Below are 19,617 nucleotides of genomic sequence, written 5' to 3'. Positions count from 1 at the left end.
GTGTGTAAGCGTTGTGAGGCGTTGAGCTAACCTGTACTAATTGCCCGTGAGGCTTAACCATACAACACCCAAAGGGTTTTGTTGTGGACTCAACTAGAACATTGAATGTGTAAGAACGAAGAAACAGCTTTCCGAATTAACAAATTTTGCTTGGCGACCATAGCATTGTGGACCCACCTGATTCCATGCCGAACTCAGTAGTGAAACGCAATAGCGCCGATGGTAGTGTGGGGCTTCCCCATGTGAGAGTAGGACATCGCCAGGCTTTACATTTAGACTCAAGAGTCTAACCAGTGCGGAGCGGTAGTTCAGTTGGTTAGAATACCGGCCTGTCACGCCGGGGGTCGCGGGTTCGAGTCCCGTCCGCTCCGCCACTTTTTCTAAACCCCAGCAGCAATGCTGGGGTTTTTTGTTTTCGGAGCCCCAATCAATTCTAGGGCTTCAAAACCTCACGGACATGTTGTCTGATAAATGGAACCACCTCAGATTCAAACCATGGATTGCGTCGCAGCCATAGTGTGTTGCGGGGTGAAGGATGTGGTAAAGGTATATAGTCAGGAGCCCATTGCTGCCAAAGCTGAACGGTTGCAGTGAGATTGTTGGGTTTATCCTTTAAATAGTATTTTTGTGCATACTGGCCAATCAATAGGGTCATACGGATATTGGGTAACTGCTTTAAGATAGAGTTGTGCCACATCGGAGCACATTCTTTTCTCGGAGGTAAGTCTCCTGATTTCCCTTTGCCTGGATAACAAAGTCCCATTGGCACAATCGCTATTTTACTCGGATTGTAGAATACAGAATGCTCAACCTCTAACCACTTTCTTAATCTATCCCCACTCAGGTCATTCCATGGCATATTTGTATTGTGAGCTTTGACTCCCGGTGCTTGACCTATGATTAGTAACCTTGCTTCTGTACCAGCTTGGATAATGGGCCTAGCCCCTAGAGCCAAAGCTGGCTCGCATACTTTACATTGGCGAACCTCGTTGATGAGCTTATCGAGCATTAATAACCTTTTGTTAAGTCAACTTGGTTAATTAAGCTAAATCCATCTCGCCAGCGCTGATAATTTTCTGCGAAAACTTCGATAACTTTGTCGGGAAAGCTGAGCGCGGCAGTATGTGGTGTAATCGTGATAGATGGATGGTGCCACATAGGGTTGGATTTATCTAAGGGCTCTTGCTCGAAGACATCGAGAAATGCGTGCTCAATTGATTGGCTTTCGAGCGCTGAAAGCAGGCCTTTCTCACAGATGGCGTCACCACGTCCAACATTGAACAATAATGCAGACGAACAAAGAGATAAACTGGTTTCGTCGAGTATATGATGCGTTTGAGGTGTGCTAGGCAATGTATTGACTATGATATCAGCTTTGCTGAGGACACTACCAAGTTCTTGGATATGATAGGTGGCATCAAACGAGGAGTTAATTGTTGGTATACCACTTCGATTGATTCCTACAGCCTTTATGCCAAAAGCCTGAGCCACCTTTGCTAGGTGACTAGCTATTGAGCCTGTCCCTAGTGTGAGCATGGTCAGTCCGTCTAAAGTACGATAGCTCTTGGGTTGCCAGCTCGATAGGGACTGCGCCTCATGATAATGAGGAAGATGACGAAAGTGTTGAACTAAGTAGCCAATAACATACTCTGATATTTGTTGACCAAAGATCCCTTTAACATTAGTAAGAATGAAATCGTCTGTTTTGGCTTTGAATATGGCATCTACGCCGGCATAAACAGATTGAATCCACTCAAGCTCTGGAAACTCATCCAGCCGCTTAACCGCTAATGGCGGTGAAGCTAGTAGGATGCTCGCATCGCAAGGGGTAGTGACAATTTCGAGATCAGTTAGTTGTTTGTCTTCTAATAGTGATCGGTACTTCTCATTGTGTTCGGTAAGTAAATAGACTTTATTGGTGAATTTCTTCATCGTCTTGGCTTTTTTCCATTGTGGTTATCAAGTACACTTCTGCGGTCCATTTTTGAATCAATGAGCCGTTATGCTACAGAACCCTCTCCAACTTCGCCTTGAAAAGTTAGAACCATGGAAGCAGATTACCTTTATGGCGTGTCTGTGTGAACGCATGTATCCCAATTATGCGAAGTTTTGCGACAGTACAGCTTTCTCTGAATCTCGGATTTATCGCGATATTCTCGATAGTGTTTGGGAGCAGCTAACGGTAAAGAACGCTAAAGTCAATTATGAGCGTCAGTTAGAAAAACTTGAAGAGATTATCCCTGGCTCAGAAGATTATGATTTTTATGGGGTTTATCCTGCAATTGATGCTTGCGTGGGCTTATCAACACTATTACATGGCTTACTTGATCGAGATGATCTTTTTGAAAGTATGCAGAAGGTAAGTCAGTTGTCAGTACAAACAGTCGCTGAGCTTGAGCAGGCTCAAACTGGTATCGAGTTAACTAATGACAACCAAAAGGATAATCAAGCGGTTAGTGAAGAGTGGGATGTGCAATGGGCAATCTTTCGTCCTCTTAAAGATGCTAACGAAAGAGACATTGATTTAATCAAAGACCTGCGTTTAGAGCTTAGAGAAGAAGGTGTAAGTAATATTGGCCTGTCATTGTAAACAGTGAAGGGGCTATTAAGCCCCCCGCGTTTAATCTTCTTTGTTTTTATTCTCTTTTACAGTTGTCTCGTCATCGTCGGTATTTTCAATGACTCCATGCTTGGCTTTCCATTTTTCCCATCGCTCAAAAGCGAGCTGCTGCATATCTGGAGCTCTGTCAGCTTCATCAACGATTTGTTCACCAACAAGATGTTCAAAAATATCCTCTAGAGTCAGTATGCCTTGTATCGTTCCATATTCGTCAACAATCATTGACAGCTGAAGCCTTCTGGCCATCATTTGTTCAAACGCCTTGGGCAAAGATAGGGTATTTAAAAGTACATGGACAGGGCGCATCACTGCCCCAAGCTGTTTATCACCCCCTCCAACTTGCTGTAATTTGAATATCTCTAGGCGGTGAACAAAGCCTAAGATGTTATCTTTAGACTGACTGTATACTAAAGGCCTTGAAAATGGAGAATCATGATATTGAGAGAGAAATTGATCTATGGTCATCTCTGCATCGACTCTAAATACCACTGGTCGAGGCGTCATGACCTGAGTGACTGGCACACCTTGAATGCTTAGTAAGTTGCTCAGTATTTTTGTCTCTCCCTCGGCAAATTCTCCACTTTCTTTTGCCAAAAGTGCCATGGCTGATAGCTCTTCTCGCATTTTTGGTAACTGATGACCACTGGCTAGCCGCTTTGTAATTTGCTCTGAGAACCAGACGAAGGGTGCGAGCGTCCAAACCATCCATCGAAGAACTACTGCTGTTAGCGGGGCAAGCTGTCGCCAGTATGTTGCTCCGAGTGTCTTAGGAACAATTTCAGAAAGTACCAGTATCCCGAGAGTTAGTATTGCAGAAAATACTCCTAACCATTCACTGCCAAAGACCACAGAGGCCTGCGCACCAGCACTCGCGGCACCAATGGTATGTGCTATGGTGTTTAGGGTGAGAATAGAGGCTAAAGGGCGATCTATGTCTGCCTTTAATACTGTCCATTTCTCTGCGGCAGGGTGTGCTTGCTGACGAAGCTGAGCTATATAGCTAGGAGTGATGCTAAGTAATACAGCTTCAAGTACAGAGCAAATAAAAGATATGCCGATGGCGATTGAGACGTATATGGTGAGGAGTAACATAAATTTCCTATGTTGATGAAACTGTTCTGATTATGTCAGAGATTTTGAATATTTCCTTAGTGACTTCAATAAGAAGTCTCATGAGGGTGAAACTGTTAGATTTTATTTTAATCAATATTGAGTTATTCGCTCTCCGTGCACTTTGCGTCTTCCTCAACCCCCATCATGTCAGGCTTTGTTCATGATAATACCCTATAAATAGGGCTGTTTGTGTTTGAAAGCAAGCAATGAAAAAGGAGATCAAGGTAACAAATTGTGAGTTAATACTCATATTATGGTTAAAAGTACGTCATTAAAGCGAAAGATCACTTACAAACCTTTGCCAGATAGGGCATTTATGTTTTAGAGTGAGCAGAATTCGATAACCTATAAGAAGGGAAACCTAATGAACAAGACCCAATTAATCGACTTTATTGCAGAGAAAGCAGATTTATCTAAAGCTCAAGCTAAGGCAGCGCTTGAAGCGACTCTCGATGGAGTGACAGATGCGCTTAAAGAGGGTGACCAAGTTCAGCTAATTGGTTTTGGTACGTTTAAAGTCAATCACCGTGCAGCTCGCACTGGCCGTAACCCTAAAACAGGTGCAGAGATTCAAATCGCTGCGGCGAATGTTCCAGCATTTGTTGCGGGTAAAGCCCTGAAAGATGCAGTGAAATAATGTGTGAAGCGCCAAGATGGTTTTCTGTCTTGGCGCAGTAAAATTATGAAAAACTTTTTGGTCTCCTCTCTAATCACTTCCTTAATCTTGGGTTGCTCTACTAGCTCACCGCTGCCTAATCAAGAACAATATTCATATTACACAGGTGGAAAAAGTGCTGGAGATGCAACTAGCCTCTATTGGTATACGGAAAAGTCGGCGTCACCGAGTTCTGCCGCGGATTATGTTACTGCTGGTGACTATGGTTGGTACCATAGCGATTATCGCTGGTCTCAAGGCAAACTCAGAGAGATGATTCGTGAAGGCGAGCGACTCAAAAACGACGCTCTAGTCAACTATCGTATTCATATTCGTTTTAATAAAGATGGAGAGGCTATTTATCAGCACTACCGTCTTGACGGAAAAATACTTCCTATTAAGCCTACTGAACTGGTTCATTATGTGGATGAGGCTAAAAGAGCAGCGAGTGTGGCAAAAGCTCAAGATAAAAAGGGCTTTAGATTGATCCAAGGTTTCTGGGATGGAGCTCACTTCGAGACATGTGAGGGTAAGAGCTACGATCACCTAGAATTTAATCAGACCTTACCAGCATTTGTTGTTAACCGCTTGTCTGATGTGGAAAATTATGTCGCCTTTGTTGGTAGCAGAAGAAATAATAGTGTTGTAGTCGAAGACTTACTGCTGCTTTCAGACGACGGACACAAGTGTGTCGAGCGTCCTAGCTTACTGAAAGAAGACAGCAATCCATAAAGAAAGGCGCTGAATGCGCCTTTTGGAATTGAGTGTCTGTTTAAGCTTTTTCGCGCTCTATTGCTCTGTAACCAATATCATTACGATAAAACATACCTTCCCAGCTAATAGTGTCCACAAGCTCGTACGCTTGCTTCTGAGCCTGTGATACGCTATCTCCCAATGCAACGGCGCAGAGAACTCGGCCCCCATTAGTCACAATCTCTCCTGCATCATTTCGCGCTGTACCTGCGTGAAATATTTTTTGGTCAGTTATTGGTGAATTTGGTAGAGAGATAACGTCACCCTTTGCATACTCTAGTGGATAACCACCAGCGGCAAGAACGATGCCGATAGATGCACGAGGATCCCACTTAGATTCAGCTTGATTGAGTTTTTCATCGATGGCCATTAAACATAATTCGACCAAGTCGGACTCCATTCTCATCATGATAGGCTGTGTTTCCGGATCGCCAAAACGACAATTGTACTCAATGACTTTTGGTGTTCCTTCTTTGTCTATCATCAAGCCCGCATAAAGGAAACCCGTGTAAGGGTGTCCTTCTGCTTCCATACCACGTACCGTTGGGTAGATAACTTCTCGCATAATACGGTCATGGATTTCAGGTGTGACAACCGGTGCTGGAGAGTAAGCCCCCATACCGCCTGTATTAGGGCCTGTGTCTTTTTCTCCCACACGTTTGTGGTCTTGGCTGGTTGCCATAGGTAGAACATTCTTCCCATCGACCATAACAATGAAGCTGGCCTCTTCTCCATCAAGAAACTCTTCTATAACGACTCGGCTGCCAGCGTCACCAAAAGCATTGCCAGCCAACATGTCTTGAATGGCATCTTCCGCTTCTTTTAAGGTCATGGCGACAATTACCCCTTTACCTGCGGCTAAGCCATCGGCTTTGACCACAATAGGAGCGCCTTGCTGACGCACATAAGCAAGTGCTGGCTCAATTTCGGTAAAGTTTGCATAGGCTGCTGTTGGGATATTATGACGAGCGAGGAAGTCTTTGGTAAAAGCCTTAGAGCCTTCTAGTTGCGCTGCGGCTTGTGTTGGACCGAAAATCGGCAAGCCAGCTTCACGGAAAGCATCGACGACACCAATAACCAAGGGTCCTTCTGGTCCAACTATGGTGAGTTCTATGTTCTTATCTTGTGCAAATGAGACCAACTCAGAAATGCTTTCGACCTTGATATTAACATTTTCTAACTTTGGTTCTAATGCGGTGCCAGCGTTACCTGGCGCTACATAAACAACTTCTACACTGGGGTTTTGTGCCGCTTTCCATGCGAGTGCATGTTCGCGACCACCTGAACCAATAACTAAAACTTGCATATTCAAAATTCCTTGATTTCAATATATGGTTTTTCGACTTGTTGACACTATTGCTTGGAAGATAAGGAACCAGAACATCACAATCGTGCCAACTAAACTGAAATTTTTAATGACGGAAGTGACGCATACCCGTGAAAATCATCGCCATTCCGTGCTCATCTGCAGCAGAGATGACTTCATCATCACGCATCGAGCCGCCAGGTTGGATTACGCATTTGATTCCAGCATCCGCTGCGGCATCTATACCGTCACGGAATGGGAAAAAGGCGTCAGATGCCATCACGCAGCCTTCGACTTGTAGGTTTTCGTCTGCTGCTTTAATACCTGCTATCTTTGCAGAGTAAACACGGCTCATCTGTCCAGCGCCAACACCTATGGTCATATCGCCTTTTGAGTAAACGATCGCATTTGATTTAACATACTTGGCAACTTTCCAGCAAAATAGTGCATCTTTAAGCTCTTCGTTAGTCGGTTGGCGTTTAGACACCACTTTTAGATCATCTAGACTAACCATACCTTGGTCTCTGTCTTGTACTAGCAAGCCGCCATTGACGCGTTTCACATCGAGACCTGTTGTTTTAGTTGACCATTGACCACTCTCGAGTAAGCGAATGTTTTTCTTTGCTGCGACTATTTCAATTGCTTGTGGCGAAACAGAGGGGGCAATGATGACCTCAACGAACTGACGCTCAACAATAGCGCTAGCGGCTTGGGCATCTAACTCTCGGTTAAAGGCTATGATGCCACCAAATGCTGAGGTAGGATCGGTTTTATAAGCACGATCATAGGCTTCTAAAATATTTTGTCCTAGAGCGACGCCGCATGGATTGGCGTGTTTTACGATCACACAAGCTGGCTCATCAAATTCTTTTACACATTCAAGAGCAGCGTCTGTATCTGCTATGTTATTGTATGAAAGAGCTTTTCCTTGAATTTGCCTAGCGGTTGAAACCGAAGCCTCCTCTGGTTTAGCCTCGATATAGAAAGCAGCATCTTGGTGGCTATTTTCGCCGTAGCGCATGTCTTGTTTTTTGATTAACTGCTGATTGAAAGTGCGTGGGAATTTTGAGTTTTGATCTGCTGTTTTTCCCTCTTCATCCAATGACGATATGTTATGAGAAGGAACCATAGTGCCGAAGTAGTTAGCAATCATGCCATCGTATGCTGCTGTATGCTCGAAAGCGGCAATAGCAAGATCGAAACGTGTATCTAGAGTAAGAGAAGTTTCGTTTTCATCCATTTCAGCAATAACGCGATCATAGTCCCTTGCATTCACAACAATAGCGACATCTTTGTGGTTTTTCGCTGCGGACCTTACCATTGTAGGGCCACCAATATCGATGTTTTCAACTGCGTCAGCAAGAGTACAGCCTTGTTTGGCGACAGTCTCAGCAAATGGGTATAGATTGACGACCACTATGTCAATGGGTTTGATGTCATGTTCTAACATCACCTCATCGTCTTGGCCCCGACGACCCAGTACACCGCCATGGACTTTAGGATGAAGTGTTTTAACACGGCCGTCCATCATTTCTGGGAAACCAGTGTAATCGGATACTTCGGTCACAGAGATGCTGTTTTCGGTTAATAAGCGAGCAGTGCCGCCTGTTGATAGAAGTTCAACACCACGGTTTGCAAGAGCTTGGGCAAACTCAACGATACCAGTTTTGTCTGATACGCTGATTAATGCGCGGCGAATAGGACGAGCGTTAGTCATGCTTCTATTTTCCTCAAAATCACAGATTTAATACGTTTGGTAAAGATATTTGCCAAAAATGAACCCGCCCTTAAGCTTTTCTTACAATACTTAGAGCAAGTCTAGGTACTAAAATAGTGGTCTGTTTTGGCAAAGACCTTGTCCTGATTAGAGTTTGTAGTACCTCCTAATTGAAGTGCGCATATTCTAACTAATTTATTACAAAAAAGCTCGCGCAATCGTTTGGCATGAGTGAAGTTATGATAAAAATGGCTTACCTTGGGATGAAAATTAACGAAATAGATAATAAGGGTCGCTATGTTCCAGATAGGAGAACTTGCAAAACGTTGTGGGGTAACCACTGATACGCTTCGTTTTTACGAAAAAAATGGCCTGATTAAGCCTATTGGGCGCAGTGAGTCTGGCTATCGTTTATATAATGAAGAAAATCAGAAGCAAGTGGGTTTCATACTTAGAGCAAAAGACCTGGGCTTAAGCCTTGAAGAGATCCGAGAATTGTTAGACATCAATTTGGAAGCGACTGAGCATAGTTGTGCTGAGGTAAAAGCGATTACGACAGCGAAACTCAACCTCATTGACGAAAAGATTTCGGAACTGACTAGGATTCGTTCGGCTCTCAAGAAAATTAATGATGCTTGTTGTGGCCATGTGGATGATAATGCGAGCCACTGCTCAATTTTAACCGCTTTAGCCAGTGAGTAAATAACAAGTTTAACTCTAAGTCTTTGATTTTTATGTGAATAAATTTAAATCACATAATACTGCTTTTACCCAACCTTTCTTGTGACAAATTCCTACACTTAAAGTAGTGCCGTTTGATTAGGTGCTACAGCTATATCAATCTTGGCAGGGCAAACATAACTAAGGGGTGAAGGATGAACCTTTGTGGCAATTTGTTATATTCAATTTCGCGCTTATGTACGTTACTGTTATTTATTATTTTAGCGGGTTGCACAGGCAGTAACGGTCAACTAACTGTAGTAGAGCAACACCCTGAGCTCGATTATGAGTTAACAGGTATTCCACTATTATTTTTTGGCTTTGGCACTAGCACACCAATCACTCCAGAACTTAGTCTTACCGTCGCCCATGTTGCCAAGCTCAATTATGACAAGGTCATAGCCTACCATCCTCAATGTGATCTTGCGATAGTTGAGTCTAGGAACACACTTAACCACCAGCCCAAGTTTGGCTTGGTTTATCCAAATCAAAGTGTGGAAACATTCGGAATGAGCCCTGGAGGTAGTGTGCTGAAAGGTGAGGGGATTTATCGCCTTGATTTGACATTGATTGACTCGCATTATTTTGACAAATGTCCAGCTAGTATCATGGATGCCCCTGTTCAAGATGGAATGAGTGGTGGTGGGGTTTACAACCAAGAAGGTGCACTAGTTGGAATTATCGCGGCAAGGGCTACTCCGTCTAATATTCAGCTGGTAAACGGCCAGTCTCATGGGTTAGATAGGATTAGCATTTTTGTAGCTCTAAACTTTGCTAGAGATTGGCTTGATAGCGAGATTGAGAAATATTACGGTGAGCATTATGTCGCGATGGAATGGCAGGAACCGTCGGATACGCTTCTAGTCAAAGGGAATTGAATCAATTGGGGAAAAAAGTCGCGATAAAATCGCGACTTTATTATTTATAGCAATGCGATGAACAAATTAGTTCATGCCGTATTTTTTTAGTTTCTTACGAAGAGTGCCGCGGTTGATACCCATCATAGTTGCTGCGCGAGTTTGGTTGCCGCGAGTGTATTGCATTATGGTATCTAGTAATGGTTGTTCTACTTCAGCTAGAACTAACTCATATAGCTCTGTGACTTCTTGCCCGTTTAGTTGAGCCAAGTAGTTTTTAAGAGATGCTTTAACAGAGTCGCGTAAAGGCTTCTGAGTAATCTGGTCTTGTGAAGTTACTGTAGTTACTGTTAAGGCTTCTGAAGTCAGGTTTTGTTCGAACATATTCGGTCTAGCTCTTCTCTAATTATGATGCAACGTTATCAAAATAACCTTCTAACGCTTCAAGTTGCAGCTCAGCCACATCGATAGCATTGAAGGTACGGCGAAACTCACTTGCTTGTTCATGCTCTTTTAGGTACCAACCCACGTGCTTTCGTACGATACGTGGACCTAAGTACTCACCATAAAATGTATGTAGAGCATTTACATGGCCAAGCAGGATGTCCTTAACTTCCGAAATTGGAAGGTCGGGCATCGTGGTGCCGTTTTCCAAAAAATGTTGGATTTCCTGAAAAATCCATGGTCGCCCTTGGGCGGGGCGTCCAATCATTAAAGCGTCTGCGCCTGTGTAATCAAGCACGTACTTTGCTTTCTCTGGGCTATCGATATCACCGTTAGCGATAACCGGAATTGAGATTGCTTGTTTAACCGCTTTAATGCTGTCATATTCGGCCTCTCCTTTGTACATACAGGCTTTGGTGCGTCCATGGAGCGCGAGAGCTTGTATGCCGCAGTCTTCGGCTAATTTAGCGATTTGAACACAGTTTTTATTGTCTGGGTCCCAGCCAGTACGAGTTTTTAGTGTCACGGGGACATCTACAGCATTGACCACCGCCTTGAGAATATCTTGTATGATATCCGGGTAGCGAAGCAATGCCGAACCCGCCAGCTTTTTATTCACTTTTTTCGCAGGGCAGCCCATGTTGATATCAATGATTTGTGCACCATTTTCAACACTAAACTGAGCAGCATCAGCCATTAGCTGAGGATCTGCTCCTGCTATTTGTACAGAGCGAATGCCCGATTCGCCTTGATGTACCATACGCTGTTTTGACTTAGATGTGTTCCATAGCTTTGGGTTTGACGACATCATCTCACTGACAGCCATTCCCGCGCCATAGCGGAGACATAACTCACGAAAGGGTCTATCAGTAACTCCCGCCATAGGGGCAACGATAAGATTATTCTCGAGTTGATGAGTTCCGATTTTCAAAACACTAAATCACAGTTCTATACCAGCAAGGGCGCGCATTTTACGCATTTTTTCACGCCGTGAAAAGACTAATATTTGAGCATTTACAAATTGTTTTAGTAAAACGAATAAAAATCAAACAATTAATGCACAAAGTCTTATTTAAGTGAATTTTCGGCCAGCAATTCTGCACCATTCATTGAGCTCTTTTATCGGCTCAATGTTAAATGTGTCACTATAGTAGGTCGCAACATCTTGAGCTTGAGTATCAAGCACGCCTGACATTGCCAGATCTCCGTTTGGTTTGACAAGAGACGCAATCACGGTTGAAAGTTCACGCAGTGGCCCAGCTAAAATGTTTGCAACCACGACATCGGCAACTAAGTTTTTTGGTTGTTCCTGTGGCAGATAAACTTGCAGCTTGTCTGCTACTCCGTTGCGCTCAGCGTTGTCTTTTGATGCAATCAATGCTTGTGGATCTATGTCAATACCCACCACTTTTTGTGCGCCTAATTTTATGGCCGCTATGGCTAAAATTCCTGATCCACAACCAAAGTCAATCACAGTCTTGCCTGATAAATCTAGGCTTTCTAGCCATTCTAGGCATAGGGCAGTAGTAGGGTGAGTGCCTGTTCCAAAGGCGAGTCCTGGGTCGAGCATCACATTGACAGCATTAGGCTCAGGGACCTCTCGCCAGCTTGGGCAAATCCATAAACGCTGACCAAATTTCATTGGATGGAAGTTATCCATCCATTCGCGCTCCCAATCTTTATCTTCGAGCTGCTCGATTTTATGAGCAAAATCATGAGCCAGAAGTCCGCTTAATTTGATCTGCTCGATAATAAACTGGGTGTCTGCGTTGGCATCGTATAAAGCCAAGATATCAGTATCTCCCCATAGTCGGGTTTCACCCGGTAGGGGTTCAAACACTGGCGTGTCTTGGGCATCAAGGAAAGTGACCGATAAAGCTCCGGTCTCTTCCATTAGCATGTCACCAATTTGTTCTGCGTTATCATTGGTTGCGTTGAGTTTAATTTGAATCCAAGGCATGGGTTGTCCGATATTGGCGATGGTTTATGGGCACGGATTCTATCATGTTCTTCCTATTGTACAAAAAGCTCTCATTTATTTACTCGTGGTCCTATTTGGATGGGTGATGCTAACCAGAACGAAGATGATAAGGCCTACAGTTAATGTTGGTACAATGGCATGAACACCAAATAAATTGGGCTTCATAACAGAAAGGCTGGTGTAGCATATCAAACCGATCAGCATGGAGCACAGAGCGCCCATAGCGGATGCTTTTCTCCAATATAACCCCAGAACTAAAGGCCAGAGAAAGACGGCTTGCAAGCCCCCAAAAGCAAGAAGGTTAAGCCATATGATCATATCAGGTGGATTGATGGCTGCAACAAACACTAAAGCTGAAAAAATGCCAGTGATCCAAAATGATAGTCTGGCTAGCTTTTTAGGGGAGCTTGTTTTGGGGGAGATGTAATTAAGGTAGAGATCTTTGAGCAGAGTTGCTGACGCTTGGATCAACTGGGAGTCAATGGTTGACATGATAGCGGCCATTGGTCCAGCCAAAAATATACCGGCAATCGCGGGAGGTAATACAGTCACCATCAAAGTTGGCATGATTTGGTCAGGGCTATCAATTTCTGGCACTAATGCTCGGCCCAAAGCGCCGGATAAATGCATGCCTAGCATAAGAAATGCAACCATAGCAGTACTGATTATCATACCGCGATGCAGAGACTGGCTAGATTTGTATGACATGCAGCGAACCGCAGCATGAGGTAGGCCAATAACGCCAAAGCAAACCAGTATCCAAAAACTCAGCATAAATGGCTGGTTGAGAAAATTATCTGGCCCGTAAGGAGTGATCAAGTTTGGATCAATTTGGTGCAAATCAGCGACTAGCTTACCAAGACCTCCCCCTGCATGGATGACCCCAAATAACAGGGCAATCGTCCCGATGATCATCATTATGCCTTGCACAGCATCAGTGACAACAACAGCGCGAAAGCCGCCGATTGTGGTATATACACCCACAGTGATGGCAAACACAGTTAACCCTTGCAGATAACTTAGCCCCGTCACTGTCTGAAGTAAGCGAGCAGCGCCAACGAACTGCACTACCATGATGGCAAAGAAAGCCAATAATAGTGTGATAGAAGCCAGTATCACTACTGCACGATTACGGTACCTTGCATATAGCATGTCGTTGAGGGTAAGAGCATTGTGGCGTCTGGCTTCGATAGCAAATTTTTTGCCTAAGACGCCCAGTGTCAGCCAAGCCGCAGGAAGTTGGATCATTGCCATTAACACCCAACCTAGCCCCATTTTATACGCCGCTCCCGGGCCACCAATAAATGAACTTGCACTCGCATATGTTGCAGCAAGTGTCATGGCTAGAACAAAGCCGCCCATACTGCGGTTGCCAAGAAAATAATTACTCAGAAAGTTGGGTTTATTACGTTGAGTCGATTGACTATAAACAGCAATTGCGAACACAAGGGCTAGATAAATAATAAGCGGGATGATGAGCTCACTGTTCATGGTTAGTCTCTTCTTCTATATCGAAAGGCATGTTCTTGTAGATGAACTTAACCATAAGTGCGCATAGCAGAGTGAAAACTATTGGTCCGATGATGCAAGAAAAGAGAAACCACAGAGGCAACCCCCAGTATAGATTAGGCAGTGTCTCATGCGGTTGGTTTGGGAAAATAACATAAGCAAATACATACCACCAAACAAAGTAGGCTAGAGCGAGGAACACCGCCCATTTAGCCTCTTTATTCGCTTGTTGATAGCGTTCAGGCAAGGTTTTCATTATTTAATCAAGTTGTGATAATTATTGAGTGGAGAGAAAGAATATAAAATACTCTAAAACCAAAGGCAGGCATTGTGGCAAAACTGAGACTAGAGTTCTATAGCCTAGTTAGAAAATAACAATAGGCAGCGGACGCTGCCTATTGGAAAGATAATAAGCTAGTTAGCTTATTGTAGGCCGAGTTTCTTCTCGAGGTAATGAATATTAGCACCTCCGTGTTGGAAGTTCTCATCGTTCATTATGCTTTCTTGAAGAGGAACATTAGTCTTAATGCCTTCGACAATCATCTCACCAAGCGCATTTTTCATACGGGCAATGGCAACGTCACGATTCTCACCAAAGGTGATAAGCTTACCAATCATCGAATCATAGTGAGGCGGCACAGTGTAGCCTGTGTATATGTGTGATTCCCAACGAACTCCCATGCCTCCCGGTGCATGGAAGCGTTCAATCTTACCTGGTGAAGGAAGGAAGCGTTCAGGATCTTCAGCATTAATACGGCACTCCACAGCATGGCCGCGGATTTTAATGTCATCTTGAGTAAATGACAGTGGTTGGCCTGCCGCAACACGCAGTTGTTCTTTGATAAGGTCAACACCAGTTACCATCTCGGTAACAGGGTGCTCTACCTGAATACGTGTGTTCATTTCAATGAAGTAGAACTCACCATTTTCATACAAGAACTCAAATGTACCCGCTCCGCGATAGCCGATTTCAAGACAAGCACGAGTACAACGTTCACCAATGTATTTACGCATTTCTGCAGTAATACCAGGCGCTGGCGCTTCTTCAACAACTTTTTGGTGGCGACGCTGCATAGAGCAATCACGTTCACCTAAGTGGATAGCGCCGCCTTGACCGTCCGCAATGACCTGAACTTCAACATGGCGAGGATTTTCAAGGAATTTCTCCATGTAAACCATATCATTGTTAAAAGCTGCTTTGGCTTCAGCGCGAGTCATGGCAATAGCTTCAACCAGTTCGCCTTCTGAGCGAACTACACGCATGCCGCGACCACCACCGCCACCAGAGGCTTTGATGATCACTGGATAACCAATGCGTTTTGCGTGTGCTTTGTTGGCTGATTCATCGTCATTTAGTGGACCATCAGAGCCAGGAACGCATGGAACGCCTGCTTTCTTCATTGCGTTAATAGCGGAAACCTTATCGCCCATGATGCGAATGGTTTCCGCTTTAGGACCAACGAAAATGAAGCCACTGCGTTCTACTTGCTCTGCAAAGTCTGCATTTTCAGATAGGAAGCCGTAACCTGGATGAATAGCGATGGCACCTGTGACTTCAGCTGCTGAAATAATACGTGGAATATTCAGGTAGCTGTCGATACCACGAGCTGGGCCTATACAAATTGCTTCATCTGCAAGAAGAACGTGTTTTAAGTCGCGATCAGCTGTCGAGTGTACGGCAACGGTTTTGATGCCGAGCTCTTTACATGCGCGAAGTATACGAAGGGCTATTTCGCCTCGATTCGCGATGACTAATTTATCTAACATAAGAGACAGCCTCTATTATTCGATAACAACAAGTGGTTGGTCGAATTCAACGGGTTGACCGTCTTCAACTAGGATAGCAGTGACAACACCTGACTTATCAGCTTCGATTTGGTTCATCATCTTCATTGCTTCGACGATACAAAGCGTTTCACCTGCTGATACAGATTGACCGACTTCAATAAACGATTTCGCATCAGGACTTGGAGCTCGGTAGAAAGTTCCGACCATTGGAGAAAGTACTTTGTGTCCCGCTGGTATTGAGTTGGTTTCAGCTGGTGCTGAAACTTCTGCAGGTGCAGCTACTGGAGCGGCTGCTGGAGCAGCAACAGGTGCAGGTGCTGCGTATTGTACAGGTGCAGGTGCCACACCGTTACGACTAATGCGTACCGACTCTTCACCTTCAGAGATTTCCAGCTCAGCAATGCCAGATTCTTCAACTAATTCGATAAGTTTTTTGATTTTACGGATATCCATCTTTTCTTTCTCTTTTATCTTGTGAGTAAGACAGCTCGGAAGAACTGCAGAGTATGTTCATGTGAGTTACTTGGTTTGCAGCGCGCTTATCGCGGCAGACAAAGCAAACTCATAGCCCTGTGCACCCAAGCCACAAATGACGCCTTGTGCTTTATCTGATAGATAAGAATGGTGGCGAAATGGCTCTCTCGCGTGCACATTGGACAAATGTACTTCAATGTATGGGATCGAAACGCCAAGTAGGGCATCCCTTAGTGCGACACTAGTATGTGTAAAAGCAGCAGGATTGATTATAATGAAATCCACTCTATCAGCAGACTCATGGATTTTCTCAATCAACTCGTATTCGCGGTTTGATTGTAGGTGATCTAGCTCGATGCCAGCGCTTTGAGCTTGCTTGGCTAATCTGTCGGTAATTTGTGCTAGAGTTTGAGAGCCATAGTGGTTTGGCTCGCGCAACCCCAATAGGTTCAAATTCGGACCATTTAAGACAAGTATGCATGATTTGGCTGTCATTGTGCTGCTATCTTCCTACTTCATGAGACAAACTGGAATTTTCCCATATTATTGTCGACTCAGCATGAGAAAATTGTAAAATTTTATACTTAGTCGCCAAAATAGACACAGATTATAGCTAATTCATTACATTTAGCAGCAAATTACTGGTCTAATCTCCTATTTCTCGTTTCCAAAACTGTTATTAAGCTAACATTTTTGACTATTTTGATTGAGATTATGATGGAATAGGTGGAATCGAAAGAACAAAAAGCCGCCACATTTGTGACGGCATTATCTTATTTAAATGTATTTTGATACAAATAGTTAAGCTATGTCTGTAGGGCGCTATAACCGGCGCTTTACTGACATATAACTAGCATGTTTATGAAAGTTTCGCCTTTTCGGCAATCAGTTTATCAACAACACTAGGGTCTGCTAGTGTCGACGTGTCACCTAAGTTACTTGTATCACCAGTGGCGATTTTTCTTAGGATGCGCCGCATAATTTTACCTGAGCGAGTCTTAGGTAAAGAATCGGTCCAGTGCAGCACATCTGGAGTGGCAATAGGTCCTATTTCTTTTCGTACCCAGTCTTTGACTTCTTTATGTAGTTCTGCGCTTGGAAACTCACCATCATTTAAAGTGATATAAGCGTATATAGCTTGGCCCTTGATGTCATGAGGAATACCTACAATAGCGGCTTCCGCAATTTTATCGAATGCGACAAGCGCTGATTCGATTTCTGCTGTTCCCATCCTATGACCAGACACGTTGAGGACATCATCCACACGGCCCGTAATCCAGTAGTACCCATCTTCATCGCGTCGAGCACCATCGCCGGTAAAATACATGCCTTTGAAAGTTGAGAAGTAGGTTTGTTCAAAGCGTTCATGATCTCCATAGACGGTACGCATTTGACCTGGCCATGAGTCAAGGATGACGAGATTTCCTTCTGCTGTGCCATCGACTAGATTACCCATATTATCGACTAGGGCTGGTTGTACGCCAAAGAATGGCCGAGTTGCGGAACCAGGTTTGAGTTCAGTCGCTCCAGGTAATGGTGTAATCAGAATGCCGCCAGTTTCGGTTTGCCACCAAGTGTCGACAATGGGAGACTGAGTATTACCAATAGTGCGGTAGTACCATTCCCATGCTTCAGGGTTTATCGGCTCACCGACTGATCCCATAATTCTCAGGCTAGTACGTGACGTATCTTTTATCGCTTCGTCGCCTTTAGCCATTAGTGCTCGTATTGCTGTTGGAGCTGTGTAAAGAATATTAACTTGATGCTTGTCGACGACTTGGCTCATTCGATTGGTATCTGGATAATTTGGGACCCCTTCAAATAAAATTGTTTTGGCCCCGTTGGCGAGTGGTCCGTATATAAGGTAGGTGTGGCCAGTGATCCAACCCACATCAGCGGTACACCAGAAGGTTTCTCCTGGCTGGTAATCAAATACATATTTAAATGTCATCGTGGCATAAACCAAATATCCCCCTGTTGTATGCAGTACACCTTTAGGTTTTCCTGTTGAACCTGAGGTGTAAAGAATAAACAAAGGATCTTCGGCGCTCATTTCTTCTGGCGGGCAATGATCAGACACAGATGCAATTGCTTCATGCCACCAAACATCACGTTGTGGATGCCAATCCACGTCTCCACCAGTTCTGTTTAGCACCAATACTTTTTCGATGGTTTTTACTTTCGGGTTGGCTAATGCTTGATCAACATTTTTCTTAAGTGGTACAGGTCTTCCACCACGTATACCCTCGTCAGCGGTAACTATGACCTTAGCGTCTGAATCAATGATCCGCCCAGACAATGCCTCTGGTGAGAAACCACCAAATACAACCGTATGAACTGCGCCAATTCGAGTACAAGCCAGCATAGCAATAGCAGCCTCAGGTACCATTGGCATATATAGGCAGACGACGTCCCCTTTCTTTACTCCTTGTGCTTTTAGAGCGTTAGAGAATCGGCATACTTGCTGGTGGAGTTGTTTGAATGTGAGGGATTGATCTTCAGCAGGGTTATCTCCTTCCCAAATAATAGCAACATCGTCACCTCGTTTAGTTAAATGTCGATCAATACAGTTGGCTGATACATTAAGAGTTCCATCCTCGAACCAGCGAATATCTACGTGGCCTGTATCAAAAGAAGTGCTTTTTACTTGGCTAAATGGTTTTATCCAATCAATGATTTTGCCATGCTCTGACCAAAAAGCTTCTGGGTTCGAGACGGACTGCTGATACATAGAAAGGTAAGTTTTGTTATCCGCATGGGTATTGTTTTTAATATTTTCTTTAACCGGATAAATGTGGGCTTCACTCATGATTTGTCTCCTTGTACTCATTTCGCTGAGAAGTGAGTCAATATCCTTTAAAATACTGCTACTTTATTTGCCAATCACTTTATCTATCACTTTCTAGCACTTGCGCTGATTCGACAATTAGACTTTAGGATGAGAAATTAAGACTCGTTTTTATAAGTTGAAGTCTTGTATTGTTATTTTGAATCTGAGTGGAGAAATTATCACCAGTATATGGTTTAGGTGCGCTGGGAGTGATTTTCCCCTCTGCTCGGAACGCTCAAGCTGGGTAAGCTGCCCCTTTTAAGTCGCACAAATACAATTGCTGCACATATCGCATCTTGCAGAGCATCATGTTTGTTGTCGGTGGGGATGTCTAGATGGTTACATATTGCTTCCAAGCTCAGGTCAAAATAGGCGTTAGGTAGATGTTTAACCAGCATATCGTAATAGAGCTCACTCACTTCAATGATGGGGTTAGGTATAGGGAAACCTAAGTGACGCTTGCAGGCTATATCGAGTATCTTTTTGTCATATCGAATGTGATAGCCCACTAGAGGCTTGTTACCAACAAACTCGAGTAACTGGGTAATGGCTTGTTTTTCATTAAGACCGTCTTCAAGATCTGAGTGGCGTATCTGGTGTATTTTTACTGAGTTTGCGTCTAATGATTTTGGCGCCTTGAGCTTAATATGAAATGATTGACTGGTGAGAATTTGGTTATCGATAATTTCAGCCGCAGCTATGGTGATAATCTCAGCGGTGTTTGGATTTAAGCCTGTAGTCTCACAATCTATTGCAACGTAACTTCCTTTATGTACATAAGAGAATAACGGCCGATAGGGTGAGCCTTTTAGTTTGTAGTACCAATAGCAACGTTGTAGCCAGTTCATAT

21 protein-coding genes, 1 tRNA gene and 1 rRNA gene are annotated in these 19,617 nt (G+C 43.9%); 7 read left to right on the top strand and 16 right to left on the bottom strand.

Features of this window, described 5'->3' with window-relative positions; translation table 11 throughout:
- The first annotated feature begins 149 nt into the window (after window positions 1–149).
- Both rrf and DPF90_RS16515 read left to right on the top strand, forming a co-directional pair.
- Window positions 150–265: ribosomal RNA gene (gene rrf / locus DPF90_RS16520) — 5S ribosomal RNA — on the top strand.
- A gap of 32 nt (window positions 266–297) precedes the next feature.
- A tRNA-Asp gene (locus DPF90_RS16515) sits at window positions 298–374 on the top strand.
- Window positions 375–433: 59 nt separating this feature from the next.
- On the opposite strand, the gene DPF90_RS16510 is transcribed toward DPF90_RS16515, so the two are convergent.
- Window positions 434–1,009 (bottom strand): uracil-DNA glycosylase family protein, encoded by a 576-nt coding sequence (locus tag DPF90_RS16510; RefSeq protein WP_114787429.1) that lies wholly within the window; start codon window positions 1,007–1,009, stop codon window positions 434–436.
- On the bottom strand, window positions 1,009–1,932 hold the full coding sequence (locus DPF90_RS16505; protein WP_114787428.1) for a D-2-hydroxyacid dehydrogenase: 924 nt from the start codon (window positions 1,930–1,932) through the stop codon (window positions 1,009–1,011). Before DPF90_RS16505 ends, DPF90_RS16510 begins: the two co-directional genes overlap by 1 nt.
- A 70-nt stretch (window positions 1,933–2,002) precedes the next feature.
- On the opposite strand from DPF90_RS16505, the gene DPF90_RS16500 reads away from it, so the two are divergent.
- A complete protein-coding gene (locus DPF90_RS16500; protein ID WP_114787427.1) occupies window positions 2,003–2,590 on the top strand; it encodes a YjaG family protein in 588 nt (195 codons plus the stop codon).
- Between the two features lie 30 nt (window positions 2,591–2,620).
- Here DPF90_RS16500 and DPF90_RS16495 read toward each other — a convergent pair whose 3' ends face one another.
- The gene (locus DPF90_RS16495) at window positions 2,621–3,712 is read right to left on the bottom strand and encodes a CNNM domain-containing protein (RefSeq protein ID WP_114787426.1); all 1,092 of its coding nucleotides are present in this window, start codon (window positions 3,710–3,712) and stop codon (window positions 2,621–2,623) included.
- A gap of 385 nt (window positions 3,713–4,097) precedes the next feature.
- Between DPF90_RS16495 and hupA the strand changes: the two genes are divergently transcribed.
- Together hupA and DPF90_RS16485 are read left to right on the top strand one after the other, a co-directional pair.
- Entirely contained in the window at window positions 4,098–4,370 is a 273-nt protein-coding gene (hupA, locus tag DPF90_RS16490) for a nucleoid-associated protein HU-alpha (protein WP_021707210.1), read from the top strand.
- Between the two features lie 45 nt (window positions 4,371–4,415).
- Window positions 4,416–5,120, top strand: coding sequence for a DUF1481 domain-containing protein (locus DPF90_RS16485; protein WP_114787434.1), 705 nt, complete (start codon window positions 4,416–4,418; stop codon window positions 5,118–5,120).
- A 40-nt stretch (window positions 5,121–5,160) separates the two neighbouring features.
- Here the strand turns inward: DPF90_RS16485 and purD are convergent, their stop codons facing one another.
- The 3 genes from purD to DPF90_RS20635 all read right to left on the bottom strand — a co-directional run bounded on the left by purD (window position 5,161) and on the right by DPF90_RS20635 (window position 8,451).
- On the bottom strand, window positions 5,161–6,447 hold the full coding sequence (gene purD, locus DPF90_RS16480; RefSeq protein WP_114787425.1) for a phosphoribosylamine--glycine ligase: 1,287 nt from the start codon (window positions 6,445–6,447) through the stop codon (window positions 5,161–5,163).
- Between the two features lie 106 nt (window positions 6,448–6,553).
- Window positions 6,554–8,164, bottom strand: a complete 1,611-nt coding sequence (gene purH / locus DPF90_RS16475; protein WP_114787424.1) for a bifunctional phosphoribosylaminoimidazolecarboxamide formyltransferase/IMP cyclohydrolase — start codon at window positions 8,162–8,164, stop codon at window positions 6,554–6,556.
- Window positions 8,165–8,265: 101 nt separating this feature from the next.
- Window positions 8,266–8,451: a hypothetical protein gene (locus DPF90_RS20635; protein ID WP_420855780.1), complete on the bottom strand. Its 186-nt coding sequence runs from the start codon at window positions 8,449–8,451 to the stop codon at window positions 8,266–8,268.
- A 10-nt stretch (window positions 8,452–8,461) separates the two neighbouring features.
- Here DPF90_RS20635 and zntR point away from each other — a divergent pair, with 10 nt between their 5' ends.
- Both zntR and DPF90_RS16465 read left to right on the top strand, forming a co-directional pair.
- Window positions 8,462–8,866, top strand: a complete 405-nt coding sequence (gene zntR / locus DPF90_RS16470) for a Zn(2+)-responsive transcriptional regulator (RefSeq protein WP_114787423.1) — start codon at window positions 8,462–8,464, stop codon at window positions 8,864–8,866.
- Window positions 8,867–9,039: 173 nt separating this feature from the next.
- Window positions 9,040–9,762 carry a serine protease family protein gene (locus DPF90_RS16465; RefSeq protein WP_114787422.1) on the top strand — a complete coding sequence of 241 codons (723 nt, stop codon included), beginning with the start codon at window positions 9,040–9,042 and terminating at the stop codon, window positions 9,760–9,762.
- A gap of 66 nt (window positions 9,763–9,828) precedes the next feature.
- On the opposite strand, the gene fis is transcribed toward DPF90_RS16465, so the two are convergent.
- From fis to DPF90_RS16415, 10 genes are all read right to left on the bottom strand, one after another.
- Window positions 9,829–10,125 (bottom strand): DNA-binding transcriptional regulator Fis, encoded by a 297-nt coding sequence (gene fis / locus DPF90_RS16460; protein WP_000462885.1) that lies wholly within the window; start codon window positions 10,123–10,125, stop codon window positions 9,829–9,831.
- 22 nt (window positions 10,126–10,147) lie between these two features.
- Complete coding sequence (gene dusB, locus DPF90_RS16455) at window positions 10,148–11,116, bottom strand: tRNA dihydrouridine synthase DusB (protein ID WP_114787421.1); 969 nt, start codon at window positions 11,114–11,116, stop codon at window positions 10,148–10,150.
- 141 nt (window positions 11,117–11,257) lie between these two features.
- A complete protein-coding gene (gene prmA / locus DPF90_RS16450) occupies window positions 11,258–12,145 on the bottom strand; it encodes a 50S ribosomal protein L11 methyltransferase (protein WP_114787420.1) in 888 nt (295 codons plus the stop codon).
- A 75-nt stretch (window positions 12,146–12,220) separates the two neighbouring features.
- On the bottom strand, window positions 12,221–13,657 hold the full coding sequence (gene panF / locus DPF90_RS16445; RefSeq protein ID WP_114787419.1) for a sodium/pantothenate symporter: 1,437 nt from the start codon (window positions 13,655–13,657) through the stop codon (window positions 12,221–12,223).
- On the bottom strand, window positions 13,647–13,931 hold the full coding sequence (locus DPF90_RS16440; RefSeq protein WP_114787418.1) for a YhdT family protein: 285 nt from the start codon (window positions 13,929–13,931) through the stop codon (window positions 13,647–13,649). Before DPF90_RS16440 ends, panF begins: the two co-directional genes overlap by 11 nt.
- Window positions 13,932–14,098: 167 nt before the next feature.
- Entirely contained in the window at window positions 14,099–15,442 is a 1,344-nt protein-coding gene (gene accC / locus DPF90_RS16435) for an acetyl-CoA carboxylase biotin carboxylase subunit (RefSeq protein ID WP_114787417.1), read from the bottom strand.
- Between the two features lie 15 nt (window positions 15,443–15,457).
- Window positions 15,458–15,916 (bottom strand): acetyl-CoA carboxylase biotin carboxyl carrier protein, encoded by a 459-nt coding sequence (accB, locus tag DPF90_RS16430; RefSeq protein WP_114787416.1) that lies wholly within the window; start codon window positions 15,914–15,916, stop codon window positions 15,458–15,460.
- Window positions 15,917–15,982: 66 nt separating this feature from the next.
- Window positions 15,983–16,432 (bottom strand): type II 3-dehydroquinate dehydratase, encoded by a 450-nt coding sequence (gene aroQ / locus DPF90_RS16425; protein WP_114787415.1) that lies wholly within the window; start codon window positions 16,430–16,432, stop codon window positions 15,983–15,985.
- Between the two features lie 364 nt (window positions 16,433–16,796).
- Window positions 16,797–18,746, bottom strand: a complete 1,950-nt coding sequence (acs, locus tag DPF90_RS16420) for an acetate--CoA ligase (RefSeq protein WP_114787414.1) — start codon at window positions 18,744–18,746, stop codon at window positions 16,797–16,799.
- 215 nt (window positions 18,747–18,961) lie between these two features.
- Window positions 18,962–19,615 carry a 3'-5' exonuclease gene (locus DPF90_RS16415; RefSeq protein ID WP_114787413.1) on the bottom strand — a complete coding sequence of 218 codons (654 nt, stop codon included), beginning with the start codon at window positions 19,613–19,615 and terminating at the stop codon, window positions 18,962–18,964.
- Between the last annotated feature and the right edge of the window lie 2 nt (window positions 19,616–19,617).

It is taken from the genome of Vibrio tetraodonis, assembly GCF_003350295.1.
GTDB classification, from domain to species: domain Bacteria; phylum Pseudomonadota; class Gammaproteobacteria; order Enterobacterales; family Vibrionaceae; genus Vibrio; species Vibrio tetraodonis.
The sequence above is the reverse complement of the archived record's forward strand: the minus strand, read 5'-3'. Positions and strand labels throughout refer to the sequence as shown.